12 protein-coding genes and 1 pseudogene are annotated in these 15,042 nt (G+C 71.2%); 7 read left to right on the top strand and 6 right to left on the bottom strand.

Annotation, left to right across the window (positions count from 1 at the left end; genetic code table 11):
* Positions 1–56: 56 nt before the first annotated feature.
* Positions 57–989, bottom strand: a complete 933-nt coding sequence (locus tag SYYSPA8_RS14545) for a pirin family protein (RefSeq protein ID WP_323447567.1) — start codon at positions 987–989, stop codon at positions 57–59.
* A gap of 97 nt (positions 990–1,086) precedes the next feature.
* On the opposite strand from SYYSPA8_RS14545, the gene SYYSPA8_RS14540 reads away from it, so the two are divergent.
* A complete protein-coding gene (locus SYYSPA8_RS14540) occupies positions 1,087–1,587 on the top strand; it encodes a carboxymuconolactone decarboxylase family protein (RefSeq protein ID WP_323447566.1) in 501 nt (166 codons plus the stop codon).
* Between the two features lie 31 nt (positions 1,588–1,618).
* Here SYYSPA8_RS14540 and SYYSPA8_RS14535 read toward each other — a convergent pair whose 3' ends face one another.
* Entirely contained in the window at positions 1,619–2,380 is a 762-nt protein-coding gene (locus SYYSPA8_RS14535; protein WP_323447565.1) for a nuclear transport factor 2 family protein, read from the bottom strand.
* A gap of 171 nt (positions 2,381–2,551) precedes the next feature.
* Here SYYSPA8_RS14535 and SYYSPA8_RS14530 point away from each other — a divergent pair, with 171 nt between their 5' ends.
* Complete coding sequence (locus tag SYYSPA8_RS14530; RefSeq protein WP_323447564.1) at positions 2,552–3,448, top strand: helix-turn-helix transcriptional regulator; 897 nt, start codon at positions 2,552–2,554, stop codon at positions 3,446–3,448.
* 245 nt (positions 3,449–3,693) lie between these two features.
* Positions 3,694–4,533 (top strand): class I SAM-dependent methyltransferase, encoded by an 840-nt coding sequence (locus SYYSPA8_RS14525; RefSeq protein WP_323447563.1) that lies wholly within the window; start codon positions 3,694–3,696, stop codon positions 4,531–4,533.
* 116 nt (positions 4,534–4,649) lie between these two features.
* Here the strand turns inward: SYYSPA8_RS14525 and SYYSPA8_RS14520 are convergent, their stop codons facing one another.
* Positions 4,650–5,882 (bottom strand): hypothetical protein, encoded by a 1,233-nt coding sequence (locus tag SYYSPA8_RS14520; protein WP_323447562.1) that lies wholly within the window; start codon positions 5,880–5,882, stop codon positions 4,650–4,652.
* A gap of 708 nt (positions 5,883–6,590) precedes the next feature.
* The gene (locus SYYSPA8_RS14515; RefSeq protein ID WP_323447561.1) at positions 6,591–8,303 is read right to left on the bottom strand and encodes a PLP-dependent aminotransferase family protein; all 1,713 of its coding nucleotides are present in this window, start codon (positions 8,301–8,303) and stop codon (positions 6,591–6,593) included.
* Between the two features lie 512 nt (positions 8,304–8,815).
* On the opposite strand from SYYSPA8_RS14515, the gene SYYSPA8_RS38380 reads away from it, so the two are divergent.
* Positions 8,816–9,127 carry a HAMP domain-containing protein gene (locus SYYSPA8_RS38380; protein ID WP_407706003.1) on the top strand — a complete coding sequence of 104 codons (312 nt, stop codon included), beginning with the start codon at positions 8,816–8,818 and terminating at the stop codon, positions 9,125–9,127.
* A pseudogene (locus tag SYYSPA8_RS38375) lies at positions 9,088–9,363 on the top strand (ATP-binding protein); the annotation flags it as partial. The gene SYYSPA8_RS38380 and the pseudogene SYYSPA8_RS38375, both read left to right, overlap by 40 nt.
* Before the next feature lie 147 nt (positions 9,364–9,510).
* Here the strand turns inward: SYYSPA8_RS38375 and SYYSPA8_RS14505 are convergent.
* The gene (locus SYYSPA8_RS14505) at positions 9,511–10,584 is read right to left on the bottom strand and encodes a methyltransferase (protein ID WP_323447560.1); all 1,074 of its coding nucleotides are present in this window, start codon (positions 10,582–10,584) and stop codon (positions 9,511–9,513) included.
* Between the two features lie 146 nt (positions 10,585–10,730).
* A complete protein-coding gene (locus SYYSPA8_RS14500; RefSeq protein ID WP_323447559.1) occupies positions 10,731–11,576 on the bottom strand; it encodes an SAM-dependent methyltransferase in 846 nt (281 codons plus the stop codon).
* Between the two features lie 746 nt (positions 11,577–12,322).
* Between SYYSPA8_RS14500 and SYYSPA8_RS14495 the strand changes: the two genes are divergently transcribed.
* Entirely contained in the window at positions 12,323–13,360 is a 1,038-nt protein-coding gene (locus SYYSPA8_RS14495; RefSeq protein WP_323447558.1) for a methyltransferase, read from the top strand.
* 100 nt (positions 13,361–13,460) lie between these two features.
* Positions 13,461–14,984, top strand: coding sequence for an FAD-binding oxidoreductase (locus SYYSPA8_RS14490; RefSeq protein ID WP_323447557.1), 1,524 nt, complete (start codon positions 13,461–13,463; stop codon positions 14,982–14,984).
* Positions 14,985–15,042 lie beyond the last annotated feature (58 nt).

Genomic DNA, 15,042 nt, shown 5'->3' with positions numbered 1-15,042 from the left:
CTGTCCCAGCGCGACCGCCGCGACAGCCAAGTCGTACTGCCTCGCAAAACACCAGGTCAGCGCACCCGCCCACGCTTCTTCAGTGGCACCGTCGGCAGTTCGGGGGCAGGCAACGGATCGCCGTCGTACCCCTTCACCTCGCCGAAGCGTGTGCCTTCCATCCAGTCCTTGCGCGCCTGGATGATCTCGTCGTTGCTTCGTGCGATGAAGTTCCACCACATCACGATCTCCTCCTCGAACGGCGGGCCGCCCAGGAGGATCGTCCGGGCCGGGCGGTCGGAGTCGTTCGTGAGGGTGAGGGTGGTGCGGCCGGGGGCGGCGTAGCCGAGTTCCGCGGGGCGCAGGGGGGTGTTGTCGAGGCGGACGTCGCCGGCGTCGACGAGGAGTCCGTGTTCGTAGCGGGGGTCGACGCCGAGGGTGACGGTGGTGTTGGCGTCGATCAGGACCTCGGCGCCGAGGAGCGGGGTGAAGGTGCGCACGGGGGAGGTGTTGCCGGCGAGTGTGCCCAGGAAGACCCGCAGTTCCGCGCCGTCGACGCGGAGCGGCGTGGGCGCGTGGTGCTGGAACTCGCGCGGTGCGTGGCGGTGCCCTTCGGGGAGGGCCACCCAGAGCTGGACGCCGTGGAGCACGGTGGTGCCGGGGGTGGAGACCTCCGTGTGGCTGATGCCGTGGCCCCCGGTCATGAGGTTGATCTCGCCGGGCCGCACGAAGGCGTGCGTGCCCAGGCTGTCGCGGTGCTCGATCTCCCCGCTGAACAGCCAGCTGACGGTCTGGAGCCCGGTGTGGGGGTGGGGTGCGACGTCCATGCCGCCGGAGTCGGCGACCCGGTCGGGACCGTAGTGGTCGGCGAAGCACCAGGCCCCGATGAGCGTGCGGGCCCGCTGCGGCAGGGTGCGCCGTACGGTCATCGCCCGCGGTCCGCCCAGCGGGACGTCCCGGGCGCCGAGGACCTCGATGCCGGCCTCGGTGTCGATACCCGTGTGATCCATCTCCCCCGCCTTCCCCACGCTAAGTAGTTTTCTATTCAACAATTATGGGTGATCATAGATCCGAAGGCAACCCGGGACAACAGGCGGAGGAACACAGATGACCGAGACCGCGCAGACCGTCGAGGCCCACCGGTCCAACGGACGGATCTACCTCGACAAGCAGAGCCCCGCCGCGTACCAGGCGCTGGTCAGGACCGCCGACGTCGTCCGTACGACCGCCGCCGAGGCCGGCCTGGACCGGATCCTGGTCGAGCTGGTCAACCTCCGGGTGTCCCAGCTCAACGGCTGCGCCTTCTGCCTCGACGTCCACACCCGGACCGCGCTGCGCGCCGGGGAGTCCACGCGGCGCCTCGGGGTGCTCGCGGCCTGGCGGGACACGGAACTCTTCACCGCCCGGGAGCGCGCGTCCCTCGCGCTGGCCGAGGCCACCACCCACCCCGCCGACGCCCTCGCCCAGGAGCGGGCGTACGCGGAGGCGGGGCAGGTGCTCGACGACGACGAGATCGCCGCCGTGGTCTGGGTGGCGATCACGATCAACGCCTTCAACCGGGTCTCGATCCTGAGCAAGCACCCGGTACGGGAGACTCCCGCCCGCTGAGCCGTCGCCCGCGGCGGGGCCCCGGGGGATGTCAGAACAGGCCGTTGGTGTGGGGGAGCGCGGCCGGGATCGGAGCGATGACGTCCCAGTGCTCGACGATCCTGCCGTCGGCCACCCGGAAGAGGTCGTAGTACGCCACCGGGACACCGAACTCGCCCTCGGACTGGACCAGGACGAACTCGCCCTCGGCGATCACCTTGTGGACGGTCTTGTAGAGGAGGCTCTTGCCCTGCGCGGCCCAGGTTTCGGCGGCCGCCCCGAAACCGGCCAGACCGTCGGCGGCCTCCGGGTTGTGCTGGTGGTAGGTCTCGGTCGAGATGTAGTCGGTGAGCACCGAGTAGTCGGCCCCGACCAGGACCTTCCGCGCGAATTCGGTGACCAGGGCGCGGTTGGCCGCGGTCGTCCCCGGCGCCGTGACCCGGTCGGGGCCGTCGGTCTGCGAGCGGCCGGAGGCGGTGTCCCCGACCACCGGGGTCAGGGCGTCCCAGTGCTCGGCGAGCCTGCCGTCGGCGTCCACGCGGAAGATGTCGAAGGCGACCAGCGGCTCGGGGCCGAAGCCGTGGTAGGTGCCGTGCAGGGCCACCAGGTCGCCGTCGGCGATCACCCGGGCTCCCTCGTAGCGGAAACCCTCCGGCAGCCCGGCGACCAGCTCCCGCAAGGCCTCGGGGCCGTCACCGGCCAGGGCGCTGTGCTGGCGGTAGTCGGCGGCGACCCAGCGGTCCACCGCGCCCGGGTCCTTCCGGCCGAACAGTTCGCCGGCGGCGGACAGGACGGTGTTCTTGGCGTTGGTCATGGCGGATCGTCTCCTTGCGAGGTCGGGTCAGGTCGGCAGCGTCGGACAGGAGGTGACGCGCAGGCGGCGGAGTCGCTTGCCGATTTCCGACAGTGTCTTGTTGTCGGATGAGCTGACCCTCTTAAGCTAACCGCGATGAGCAGGGTGAACCGGATACGCTGAGGACTTACGATGGTCAAAAAGCGACACGATGCCGCTCGTGGCATCCCGGAGATCTTCTTCGCCGCGCCTGCCGGAACCCCCGCCGGCGTCGAAGTCCTGCCCCTGGCGGACCTGCGCCGGCGCGTGCCCGCCGAGCGGCTCAGGGCCCCTCAGCGCCCGGACTTCCACCACCTGATCACCCTCACCGGGGGAGCCCTGTCGCATACGGTCGACTTCACCGCCTACGCACTCGACCCCGGCCCCTGGCTCTGGGTGCGCCCCGGTCAGGTCCAGCAGTGGGGCGACCTCTCGCACGCCGAAGGCACCCTGATCCTGTTCCGCCGGGACTTCCTCGACCCGGCCACCACCGACGGCGCCCGTCTGGAGGACCCGCACGCCCCGGTCCTGCGGTGTCCCCTGCCCGCCGATGCCGCGGCCCTGAGGCTGGCCACCGAGCACCTCACCGCCGAGTTCCACGCCCTGGGACGCCTGCCCCTGGAGGTCCACACCGCGGCCCTGCGCCACCTGCTGGCCGTCCTCGTCCTGCGTCTGGCCCACCTCACCACGCCCGCCGGCAGCCCCGCACCCGAGCCCGACGCCACATATCTGCGGTTCCGTGACGCCGTGGAGAAGGACTTCACCCGCACCCGCCGGGTCGAGGACTACGCTCAGGCGCTCGGCTACGCGCCGCGCACCCTCTCCCGCGCCACCCTCGCCGGCGCCGGCCTCGGCGCCAAGGAGTTCATCGACCGCCGCGTCGTCCTCGAAGCCAAACGCCTCCTGGCGCACAGCGACCGGACCGCCGCCCGCATCGCCCACCAGCTGGGCTTCTCCAGCGCGACCCACTTCAGCAAGTACTTCAACCAGCGCACCGGACAGACCCCGATCGCCTTCCGCGACACGGTCCGCGGACACCCCGCGAGATGAGATGCCGGGTACCCGCTCGGCGCGGCTCTGGCCCAGACCTCCACCGGGGTACGGGCCCTGCGCGAGCCTCTGCGCGCCGCCCCTGGCCCGGTGAGGGGGACCGCCGGCGGGCGCAGCGGTGGCGGCCGATCGGCGATGTGGTGGGGGGCATCACCGCCACGGTCTTGTGCCGGCGCCGGAAGGAGCCGATACCTGGGTGTGCGGTCCGCCGAGCAGCGGCGGCCATCCATCACGGAGGTCAGCAGATGACCGAGCGTTCCGGGGCGACGCAGTACCCGATCCCGCCCGCGGTCGAGGAAGCGTACGGTCCGGCCGATCTCAGTTCGATGTCCCTGTTCGGCGGGGGGTTCATCAACTTCGGCCACTGGCAGGGCATCGACCTCGGCCGGCCGCTGACCGAACACGACCGGATCAGCAGCCAGCAGGCCATGTACCGGCACGTGCTCGGCACCCTGGCGCCCACCGGGGAACTGCGGGCCCTGGAGGTCGGCTGCGGGCTGGGGGCCGGCGCGGCGGTGGCACTGGAGGAGTCCGGCTTGGACCATGTCACCGGCATGGACATCCATCCACAGCAGCTCGAACGGGCCGGGCAGGCCAACGCCCGCCTGCTGGCCCGCCGGCCCGAGCAGCTGCGCTTCGTGCGCGGCGCGGCGGAGGAAATGCCGTTCGGCGATGGCGAGTTCGACTGCCTGTACACCGTCGAAGCCGCCCAGCACTTCCGCGACCTCGACGCGTTCGCCCGGGAGACCGCGCGCGTGCTGCGGCCCGGTGGCCGCGCCGCCGTCGCCAGCTTCTTCGTCCCCGGCGCCGATCCGGCGGCCTCCGGGCGGCTGGCTGAACTTCTCGACACGTTCGCCGGCGGCCTGGACGTCGCGCACACCATCCCCTCGCTGGTCGGCACTCTCGAACGAGCCGGCCTGGCAGACGTGCGTGTCTCCTCGATCGGAACGTGGGTGTGGCCCGGCTGGGACCGCTGGCTGGCGCGGACCTGGGAGCCGGGCACCTGGCCCCGCAACTTTCTGCGGGCCTTCCGCGAAGGCATCCTCGACTACTTCACGGTCACGGCGGAACGCCCCGGGGCGTGACGGGCCGGATCGACCGGGACGGCGTTCCTCGCCCGGCCCGGCTCAGGCGCGCCCCTGGCCCCGCACGCTGACGCGACGAAGCCCCGCCCCCCGGAATGCACCGGAGACCGCGGGCGTCAGCGCTTCCAGACGGTCGCGCGCCAGGTCGTCGCGTTGCCGGCGCCGTCGGTGCCGACGGCGAATCCGGCGATCACTCCCGCGTCGTTGATCGCGAACGCCGCGGCGTAGGGACCGAGGGACGACGGCGGCAGCGGGACGACCGTGCCGTCGGGCTTCCACAGCAGGGCCTTGTCCAGCGCGGGGTTGCCGGCCGGCGGCCACGCGTACCCGACGGCCGTTCCCCGGTTGTTGATCGCCAGTACCTCCCCGGCCGCTTCCGCCGGATTGGCGAGCACGGTCCGGGTGCCGTTCGCGTTCCAGCGGGCCGTGTCGCCGTTCGGGTTGTCCTCCAGCGAGGCCCCCACGGCGGTGCCCGCCCGGTTGACGTCGTATCCCCGTCCGCGCCCGGCGTCGCGGACGGTGCCGTCGGCCGCCCACACCAGGACCCGGTCGTACGCCGTGCTCCCGGCGAGCCGCCCGTGGCCGAGGACCACGCCGTTGTCGGTGATCCGGCTCGTACGGGCCCCGGTGAACCCCGCCGGGAGGGGCAGCGCGCTCACGGCACCCGCCGCGTTCCAGCGCACGGGGTGCGCGGGGCCACCGGTGCCGTCGCGCTTCTCGGTCCACCCGACCGCCGTGCCGGCGTTGTTGATCGACGTCGCGGTGCCGCTGTCGTCGCCGGGCAGCACGGGCAGACCGGTCCTGCTGCCGTCGGACTCCCAGCGCAGGGGATGGGAACGGTTGTCGGCCGCGGGCGCGTCGCCGACCACGACCCCGGAGTTGTTGACGGCCGCCGCGTTACCGCCGCGGGACCCGCCGGGAAGCGCCAGCCGCGTCGGGGTCGCGCCCGGTGTCCAGCGGACGGGATGGGAGTCGGCCGCGCTGTTGTAGGACAGACCGACCGCCCATCCGCGGTCGCTGAGCGCGGTGGTGCGGCTGAACTGCTCACCGGGCAGCGGCGCCAGGAGGGTGTAGCCGGGGCGGTTCGCGTTCCACCGGATCGCGAGCGGCCCGTCGGAGCCCTCCCTGTAGTAGTCGCCGACGACCGTGCCGCCGCTGTTCAGCCCCTTGACGAAACTGTGGAGCCCTCCCGGCGGGATCGGGAGCAGCCGTGAGGTCCGCTCCCGCTCGGAGGGGGCGGAGGGTTCGGAGGGCTCGGCCACCGCGAGGGGCGCCGAGCCCAGGAGGAGCAGGGCGGTCGCCGTCGCGGCGGCGAGGGTCGCAGGTCGGGACATGCGTGAGCGGGCCATCCGGACACTCCTGCTCTCGTCAATGACATTGACGTCCAAGGGCATGGGTATTTCGTCTGTTCCCGGCCGGCGGAGGACCCAGCCGTCGCCCGCACCGCAGCTCAATTCTGCGAGTCCGGTGACCCCTTGGCAGTCCGATCTCCGAAACGGCTGGATTCGAACAGTGTTCCCTTGCTTCGCGCCACCCGCCGTCCCACGTACCCGCCCCGCCCCACGGAGGGGCCCGGCCTCCACGTGACGCCGCTCCAGCAGCCCTTCCCGTCCCACGGCGACGGCCGCGGCCGACGATCGGTGAGCGCCCTCGGCCGCCCCGGGCGCGGCAGGAGGCAACAGTGGCTTTCGGCCACCTGTTCGACCCCGCGTCCCGGGCAGGGCGGGGAACGCCGGCGTGTTGCCCCTTGCTCCTGCACTGGTGAAGAACGCACCGGTCCTCATCTCATCCTCGATGAAGCGACGACGGCGCTCGACACGACAACAGAGCAAAGCATCGTGGAGACGCTGCGACAGCTGCCCGTGACGATCAACGCGTTCACCCATCGCGACCCGGGCATCGGGGGACGCCACGGATGTCATCTCCCTTGGCGGTGATGGGAAGGCCGGCGGAGACGAGGCTGCCGAGAAACGCGCACGAGAAACAGCCCGCGCCGTCGGACGATGCCGGGATTCCTCCGCCGACCGGGGCCGGGACAGCCCGCTCCCCCCACACTCCTACCCCGGCAGCGGCGGGCGGATCGCTCCCTCCTCGGCGGAGCGGTCGAAGGCACCCGGGCGGGAGAGGTCCGCGACGAGTTCGTCGACGAGGTCCCGGGTCACATGGGGCATGACATAGACATGGCTGTAGTCGTGGCGCTGTCCGCCGAGGTTGAGCGGGACGCAGGCCAGGGTGTACTTCGCGGTGATCTCGGCCCGGGGCTGCTGGAACCACACACTCAGGGCGTGGTCGCCGTGGCCGACCTCGATGCCGTCCTCCGCCCAGGGTTCACCGCGCTCCCGGAGGAGGGCGCTCACGGCCCTGAGCCGGTCGGCCGTGTACTCGGCGACGGCCAGCGTCTCGGCGGCCTGCCGTGTCTGGTCCTCCTCGCCGAGTTGTGCGAGGTGGTTCCACATCGCCAGGGACGCGAATCCGCTGCGGGAGCCGGCGAAGGTGCTGTCCGGTGAGGAGACGACCGCCGGATCGGACGGCGGGCGCAGCTTGAACCCCGCGCGGGACAGGTAGATGCCGGTGGGCACCGGGGCGCCCGGGTATTTGTGTCCGCTCGTGACGATGGATGAGACCTCCGGGATCCGGAAGTCGAAGACCGGCGGTGCGCTCTCGACCAGCCCGGCGTCGCGGGCCTTCTCCAGATAGGGGGCGTAGGAGCCGCCGAGGGCGCCGTCGACGTGCACCCAGTACCCGTTCCGTACGCTGGTCCGGTCCGGGTCGTCGGGGTCGAAGCGGACGGTGCGGTCGACGAGGCCGTATCGCTCGAAGACCGGCCGGAGCCGTGCGCAGGCGGTCGCGACGTCGTCGTAGGCGCCCTTGAAGACGCTGCCGACGTTGAAGTTGACGATGACGGGGTGGCCTTGGGCGGCGAAGAACTCCACGAGCGGGACCAGGGCGTCGATGTCGACCGTGCCCGGGCCCTCGTCGCCGCCGGTGGTGGGGACGCCGCCGAGGGGCCAGCCGTGGTACGTCCGTGAGCCGGTGCCGGACAGGTCGACCGGGCACTGGCCGGGGTACAGACTGCCGCCCAGGTCGTAGAAGGTCGGGATGTCCAGCACCCGCATGGCCTTGATGTGGGAGTAGTGGGTCTCCTGGGAGAAGAAGGCCACGGGGGAGTAGGCGTTGGGGTTGTCGTCGGGGTGCCGGGCCCGGACGTAGGTGGTACGGCAGCTCGCCTCTCCGGAGATCTCGTCGCGGACGAGGGCGTTGCCGTCGAGGTAGTCACGGGCGTTCCACAGGGCGTAGAGGTTGCCCTCGGTGCTGCCCATGGAGAGGACATAGCCCCAGGCGTCCTCGTCACGGGGACGGTTGGGGTCCTCGGACAGCGGGGCGTGCCACAGCCGGGCGTAGTGTTCCAGCACCGCGCGCTCCAGCCAGCGGGAGTGCAGGTTGTAGTTGCCGTCGACGAAGGGGTCCCCGGCGTTGTTGATGTGGTGGCGCAGGAAGCGGCCGAGGGGCGCGTGGCCGTCGAGGGAGAGGTTGACCTGGTAGCCGAGCATGCGTGCGCGGTGCCGTTCGAGATGGTCCTCCAGTTGGGCGAGAACCGCCGTGCGGCGCTCGTCGGAGAAGGGCTCGGTCCCCAGCCGGAAGTCGCTGTCGGACGGCGGCGATAACGGTGTCCCGCCGTCGGCGGAAGTGTCGGCGGAAGTGTCGGCGGAAGTGTCGGCGGAAGTGTAGGCGGGAGCGTCGGCGGGGGTGTCGGCGGGTACGTGGGTCATCGTGTTCCGTCCGTTCTGAGCGCTGTCCTGCCGTGCCGTGGGCGGCAGCTGCGGGATCCGCTCGGTCGTCTGGTGCGGACCTGGGGTGGGCCGAGGACGGGCAGTGGCCGCGGGGCCCGGCCCGGTCCGTTGCGCTGAACTGCGGCGACAGAGGTCGACGGGAGGTCCGGACGGCTGATTGCCGAGGCCCGGCGGCATCATGGTAGGGGCGGATCGTCCGCCCTGTGAGCGCTCATTCGGTGTTTGTTTCCTCCGCACTCCTTCCGGTGAAATGCGGGGATCGCCGGCATGGTCCGGGGCAGGGCTGACCCGGCAGACCTCGTACGCACGCTCGAACGTGCGCCGGTCGCCCGTGCGGAAGCCCGCCGGGCCGTCGCTTCCTGTGTGTTCTCCGGAAAATGGCGGCACACCGGGGAGGCGAAAAGGGGTGATCCGCTCGTTTCCCGGGCGGGTTGGGTGCGGAGTTCCCAGGAGACTCTCAGGAAACTCCCAGGAACTCCCCGGAAGCCGCGATGTCGGATTGCGAGAGTGCAGCCACGCCGTCGGAAGCCGGCCCGCGGGACCGTCCGCCGAAGCCGGCCCCTTCGACGGACTCCAGATCGCCGTTTCGCATTCCAGGAGCCACCCGTGGCAGCCCTTCTCTGCAAACTCGGCCGGCCGGCCGGCTGCCCGTCCGCTCCGGGCTCCGGCCGCTGACCCGCATCGAGGAGACCGCGGCGGCCATCGCCCACGGCGACTTCTCCAGCCGGGTGCCGGCCCTCGCCGGGCCGCGGACGAGGCACGACTGCGGCAGGTCGTCACCGACCTGGTCGGCAACGCGCTGAACCACACCCCGCCCGGCAGCGCCGTCCGCGTCGGCGTCGGCGTCGGCTCGACGCAGGACCAGGCCGTCATCGAGATCGAGGACACGGGCCCGGGTCTGACGGCCGAGGAACAGAAGCGGGTCTTCGAGCGCTTCTACCGCGCGGACCGTTCGCGCAGCCGTACGGCGGGCGGGGGCTCGGGACTCGGCCTCGCCATCGTCCACGGCCTGGTCGGCGCCCACGGAGGCCGGATCGCACTGCGGTCCGTATCCGGGGTATCCGGGGAGGGGTGCTGCTTCAGGGTGCTGCTGCCCAGGCTGAGCGGCGAACCCTGGGGCCGGGGCCGGGGCCGGGGCCGGGGCCGGGGCCGGGGCCAGGGCCGTCGCCTCCGCCCCGGCCCCCGCTCACGCGGCTTTCGGCGGGCTGGAATGGGCGGTGTCCGGACGGTCGGCTTCCGCCCGCGCGACCGCCTCGATGACACTGTGGCCGCGCGTGGTGGCCAGGCCCGGGTCGTCCCACACCTGCCGCATGGTGAATCCCGCCGACTCCAGAAGCTCCGCCCACTCGCTCTCCGTGCGTTCCCTGCCTCCCAGGACCACCAGCATGAGCAGGTCCCCCAGAACACTGCGCAGATCCCCGTCGGCCGGCCGCAGAACGCTCTCCACGAGGATGAGCCGGCCATGGGCGGGCATGGCCTCCCGTACCCTCCGCAGGATCCTTCCGGCGTTGTCGTCGTCCCAGTCGTGCAGGACCCGCGACAGGATGTACACGTCCCCACCGGTGGCGACCGCGTCGAAGAAGCTCTCCCCGACGAGCGTGCACCGGTCGGCCACGCCGCTCAGGTTCTCCCCGGCCTGCGAGACCGTCCCGGGCAGGTCCTGGAGCACGCCGTGCATCCCGGGATGGCGCGAGAGCACGGATGCCAGGAGCCTTCCGTCGCCACCGCCGACGTCGACGACCGTCGCGCACGTTCCGAACGCGTAGTGTTCCAGCGCCGCGATCGCCGCCGGCATGGTGGCCCCCATGGCGCGGTTGAAGACGCGCGCTTCCTCGGGGTTGGCGGCGAGGAACTCGAAGTAGTCCATCCCGAGCGCGTGGTCGAAGGCCGGACGGCCGGTCCTGACGGTGTGCAGGACATCCGCCCAGGCCCGGAAGACGGCTCCGCTCTGGAGGAGCACTCCGTCGCGGAACCCGTCCGCCGCGTCCCGCCGGAGGGCCCTGCCCGCCTGCCGCAGCGTGAAGGACCTTCCGGGGTGTTCGGCCAGCATGCCGAGTGCGGTGAGGGCCCGGCAGAAGCGGTAGAGCGCGTCCTCGTCGCTGGCGGTCGCCTTCGCGATGTCCCCGATCCCGCGGGGATCGTCGTCCAGGAGGTCGGCCAGGCCCAGATGCGCGGCCACGTAGAGCGTCTGCCCCGTCCACGGGCCGGACGCGTGGTAGATCGATCGAAGGTCGGGTTCTTCCTGACCAGCGGTGGACATGCTCTCCTCCAGCGGAGTCGGCTGCGGTCTTGGCAGGGTTCTGTTCCGTACCGGGCCCGGCGCATCCGGTCGCGGCCCGGCGCGGGCTGTGGCAGGAGGCCGGCGGGGGCCCGTCACGCGGGAGGCCGGCGGGGCCCGTTCCGCTGTCAGCCGTCGGCCCGCGGGAGTTCGGCGACGACGAGGAGGTAGCCCAGCTCCCACACCTCGATGAGCGCCGAGAGGTCGAGATCGTCGGCCAGGTCCGCACCGAGCGTGTCGTCGATGTGCCGCCTGTCGTGCGCGATCCGCCGGGCGATTCCCTCCAGGGTCCTCTTCATCACCTGTTCGCTGATGTCGCAGGCCTCGACCAGGCGCAGGCCGGCCGCGCGCACCAGCGCCGGGTAGTCGTCGATGGTGACCATGGGACCCATGACCCAGTTCTCGTAGAACTTCTCGACGGCCGGCCGCTTCCGCTCCGGAATGGGGGCGCGCTCGAAGAAGTCGGTCAGGACGAGCCGGCCGCCGGGCCGCAGGACCCGGGCCGCCTCCCCGAGCGCCTGGAGGCGGTCGGGCATGTGGATGATGGACTCCAGCATCCAGACGGCGTCGAAGGAAGCATCCTCGAACGGCAGGGCCGCGGCGTCCGCGTACCGGAACGAGACACGGTCGGCGAGCCCCGCCGCGGACGCCCGCGCGGTGGCGCGTTTGACCTGCTCGTGGCTGACGGTGACCCCGAGCACCTCGCTGCCGGTCGCCCGGGCCAGGCGCATCGCGGGGGTTCCCATACCGCAGCCGACATCGAGGACCCGCTCCCCGCGCCCGGCCCCAAGCTTCTCGATCATCAGCTCGGTGAAGCGCTCCTCGGCACGTTCCAGGGACCAGGCGTCCGCGGGGCTGTCCCAGTAGCCGAAGTGCAGATTGTGGTCACCGGTGAAGTTGTCCGACTCGAAGCCGGCCATCTGGTCGTAAAGCGCTCCGACCCGATCGGAAGAATTTACTTCCGCATGGGACATGTGATTCTCCATTCCGTTTCCTGTGAACGAGGAGCACAGTGCCGCGGCAGGACCGCGCGAACCTCCGCAAGAATGTCGAACCTTGCGGTTCCATTTCTTCTGGGAGTGTGTTTTCGGTTGATTCTCCGAGCGCCGAGGAGGACGCTACCAACCGGTCCTTCGATCGAGCAAGAAATTATTTTGTCTTTGAGTTTGTTTCGGTCTTTGTTTCGGTGGTCCACGGATGACATGTCCTCGCTGGATTTGCGGGTGCGGAGTCGAGCCGTGACGAACACCGGTGCCGCCCGGTCCGGTTATCACTCGGTCATCGGGGTGGCGTGGGGTTGGACGCAATGATTGAATCTGGCCGATGGGGGTGGAGAAAATCACTCCCCGTCGGTAGCTGGACGAGTAGGTCGCCGCTGGCCGACCGCTCAGCCGGTGGATCGATCCGCCATGGGGGCATGGTGCTGCAAACGGGGTTTCCGGGGGGATTTCCAGTGATGAAAAGTCCGAAGTGATGGCGGCCTTCGGTTTCGATCGCTGGTCCAGCCGTTATCTGCGACCCATGGATAACCCGTAGGTCCCTCGTCGGCCGGCGCATCCATTGAATGGGTCCGTATGCCCCTGCCCGACTGCTCCGAATCGGTACGGCCGTGCCCGCCGGACAGCGTTGTCCGGTCCGCCCTTCCGCTGCCGCGCGTCATTCGCGCGCCCCTGCCGGAACACGTGACTCCCGCCCCGATCAATGCCTGAGGAGAAATATCGTGCCTGCCACCTCCGCCCCGTCCCGCAATCCGGACCTCATGCAGCTCTACCACATGGGCGGCCCCTGGATCGGACAGACGATGTACGTCGCCGCCGAACTCGGCCTCGCCGACCACCTGGGGCCGGAACCGAGGTCCGTCGCGGAACTCGCCGCCCTCACCGGGGCCGACGAGGACGTCCTGTACCGGTTCTGCCGCGTCCTCGCCGCGATGGGCGCGCTGCACGCCCACCCCGGCAGGCGGTTCTCCCTCACCGAGGCGGGCGGCATTCTGCGCAGCGACGCTCCCGGCGGCTTCCGCTACGGCGTCATGCTCCAGAGCGGTGCCTGCTTCCGCGCCTGGACCGAGGTGATGCACACCGTCCGCACCGGCAGGCCGGCCTTCGACAAGGTGCACGGTGCCGCGTACTACGACTACCTCGAAGCCAACCCGGCGGAGAACGAACTGTTCAACCGGGCCATGGGCGTCACCTCCCTGGCCCCGGCCGTCGCCGCCCTCGAACGGTACGACTTCTCGGGCATCGGGCGCCTCGTCGACGTCGGTGGTGGCGTCGGCACCCTGCTGGCCGCCGTCCTGCGGATGAACCCCGGCATGACGGGCGTCGTCCAGGACCTCGCCACCGTGACCGCCGAAGCTCCGGACCATCTCGCGGAGCAGGGCGTCGAGGGGCGGGTCGAGGTGGTCAGCGCCAGCTTCTTCGACTCCGTCGTGCCCGGCGCGGATGCCTATGTGCTCTCCCGGGTGCTCCACAACTGGAGCGACGAGGACTGCCTGAGGATCCTCGGCCGCGTCCACGAGGCGATGCCCCCGCACGCCAGGCTCATCGTCGTCGACAGCGTGGTCCCCGACGGGGGCGGTCTGCACCCCAGCATGCTCGCCGACCTCTTCATGATGGTCATCCTCGGCGGCAAGGAGCGCACCGAGCAGGACTGGCGCGAACTCCTCGACGCGGCGGGCTTCCGCATGACCCGGGCGGTGCAGGCCGAGAACACCGGCGACACGCTCGTCCACGCACTCGTCGAGGCGGTCCGGCGCTGACGGCGCCGGACCGACCCGGCGCCGGCCCTCTCCCCACCACCCACCACCGCACGACCAGCGCGCAGCGACACCCGCACCGCATCGGAGAAGAGGTACTGGCATGGTTACCCGCAGAGCGTTCATCCGCACCGGCGCGATGGCGACGCTGGCAGCCACGGGCCTGTCGACCGGACTGCCGGCCGTCCTGGCCCACGCGAACGAATCCCCCAACTGGTCGCTGCTCCGGAGGCATCTGAGCGGCACCCTCGTCCTGCCGTCCGATGCGGTGTACGCCGCCGCGAAGCAGCTCTCCTGGACCGAGTACGACAGTGTCACCCCCGCCGCCATCGCCTACTGCCAGTCGGAAGCCGATGTGAGCACCTGCCTGACGTTCGCCCGGGCCAACGGCATCCCCGCCACGGCCCGCGGCGGAGGGCACAGCTTCATGGGCTTCTCGCTGACCACGGGGCTCGTCATCGACGTCTCCCGGCTCAACGGCGTCACGGCCGCCGGCAACAAGGTCACCATGGGCGGTGGAGCGCTCCAGATCGACACGGTCAGCGGCCTGTCCCGCACGGGACTGGCCCTGCCCGGCGGCCTCTTCCCGACCGTGGGCGCCGGCGGCTTCATCCAGGGCGGCGGCCTCGGCTGGCAGACGCGTTTCCTCGGCATGGCCTGCGACCCGCTGGAGCAGGCACGCGTGGTCCTGGCCGACGGCAGCGTGGTCGTCGCATCGGAGAGCCGCAACGCCGACCTCTTCTGGGCGCTGCGCGGGGGCGGCGGCGGCAACTTCGGCATCGTCACCTCCTACCGGGCCGTCGCGACCGCGGTGCCCACACTCTCGCGCTTCACCCTCAACTGGGCCTGGCACCAGGCCGCCGACGTCCTGACGGCCTGGCAGCACTGGGCCATCGCGGCCCCGCGCCGCCTCAGCTCCGGGCCGGTCCTCGCGCTCTTCGACGCCGCGCCCGGCAATGTCCCCACGGTGGGCGTGTCCGGAGTGTGGCTGGGCGACCCCGCCGGGCTGACGGCCCACCTGGACACCCTGGTCGGAGAGGTCGGCCACGCCCCGGCCGTCCGGACCGTGCACGACTCCACCTACACCGACGGCATGCTCGCGCTGTACGGCTGCGCCGACCTGACGGTGCCGCAATGCCATCTGCCCGGCCCCACGGGAGTCGGCCGGATCAGACGCTTCGACTGGTCGTTCGACCGGAGCCGGCTCTTCGGGGCCGCCATACCCGCGGTGGGCGTCGACGCCCTGCTGGCCGCCTTCGACGCCGACCGGGTCGCCGGCCACTCCCGGTTCATCCGCGTCCTCGTCCTCGGCGGACGGGCGAACGACCCGGGCCGCACGGAGACCGCGTACGTCCACCGCGACACCCAGTTCGTGATGAGCATCGCCACGGGCCTGCCCACGGCGGCACCGCCCGAGGCCGACCGGACCGTCGCCCGGAACTGGGCCGGCAGCGTCTTCTCCACGGTCAACCCCTATGCGAACGGGGAGAGTTACGTCAATTACCTCGACCGCGTCCTGCCGGACTGGGCCGATGCCTACTACAAGGAGAATCTGAACCGGTTGCGGACCGTGAAGAACCACTACGACCCGGCCAACTACTTCCGATTCGCGCAGAGCATCAGCTGACTCCCGTACGTGGCCGGCCCGGACCGCGGCCGGCCACGTACGCCGTCGTAGCAGGAAC

This window comes from Streptomyces yaizuensis, assembly GCF_034961445.1.
In the GTDB taxonomy this organism is placed as follows: Bacteria; Actinomycetota; Actinomycetes; order Streptomycetales; family Streptomycetaceae; genus Streptomyces; species Streptomyces yaizuensis.
The sequence above is the reverse complement of the archived record's forward strand: the minus strand, read 5'-3'. Positions and strand labels throughout refer to the sequence as shown.

What these genes read in the sequence shown, in the direction of transcription:
- SYYSPA8_RS14545 (WP_323447567.1), bottom strand. Translation starts at nt 989, where the DNA reads ATGGATCACACGGGTATCGACACCGAGGCCGGCATCGAGGTCCTCGGC.
- SYYSPA8_RS14540 (WP_323447566.1), top strand. Translation starts at nt 1,087, where the DNA reads ATGACCGAGACCGCGCAGACCGTCGAGGCCCACCGGTCCAACGGACGG.
- SYYSPA8_RS14535 (WP_323447565.1), bottom strand. Translation starts at nt 2,380, where the DNA reads ATGACCAACGCCAAGAACACCGTCCTGTCCGCCGCCGGCGAACTGTTC.
- SYYSPA8_RS14530 (WP_323447564.1), top strand. Translation starts at nt 2,552, where the DNA reads ATGGTCAAAAAGCGACACGATGCCGCTCGTGGCATCCCGGAGATCTTC.
- SYYSPA8_RS14525 (WP_323447563.1), top strand. Translation starts at nt 3,694, where the DNA reads ATGACCGAGCGTTCCGGGGCGACGCAGTACCCGATCCCGCCCGCGGTC.
- SYYSPA8_RS14520 (WP_323447562.1), bottom strand. Translation starts at nt 5,882, where the DNA reads ATGGCCCGCTCACGCATGTCCCGACCTGCGACCCTCGCCGCCGCGACG.
- SYYSPA8_RS14515 (WP_323447561.1), bottom strand. Translation starts at nt 8,303, where the DNA reads ATGACCCACGTACCCGCCGACACCCCCGCCGACGCTCCCGCCTACACT.
- SYYSPA8_RS38380 (WP_407706003.1), top strand. Translation starts at nt 8,816, where the DNA reads ATGTCGGATTGCGAGAGTGCAGCCACGCCGTCGGAAGCCGGCCCGCGG.
- SYYSPA8_RS14505 (WP_323447560.1), bottom strand. Translation starts at nt 10,584, where the DNA reads ATGTCCACCGCTGGTCAGGAAGAACCCGACCTTCGATCGATCTACCAC.
- SYYSPA8_RS14500 (WP_323447559.1), bottom strand. Translation starts at nt 11,576, where the DNA reads ATGTCCCATGCGGAAGTAAATTCTTCCGATCGGGTCGGAGCGCTTTAC.
- SYYSPA8_RS14490 (WP_323447557.1), top strand. Translation starts at nt 13,461, where the DNA reads ATGGTTACCCGCAGAGCGTTCATCCGCACCGGCGCGATGGCGACGCTG.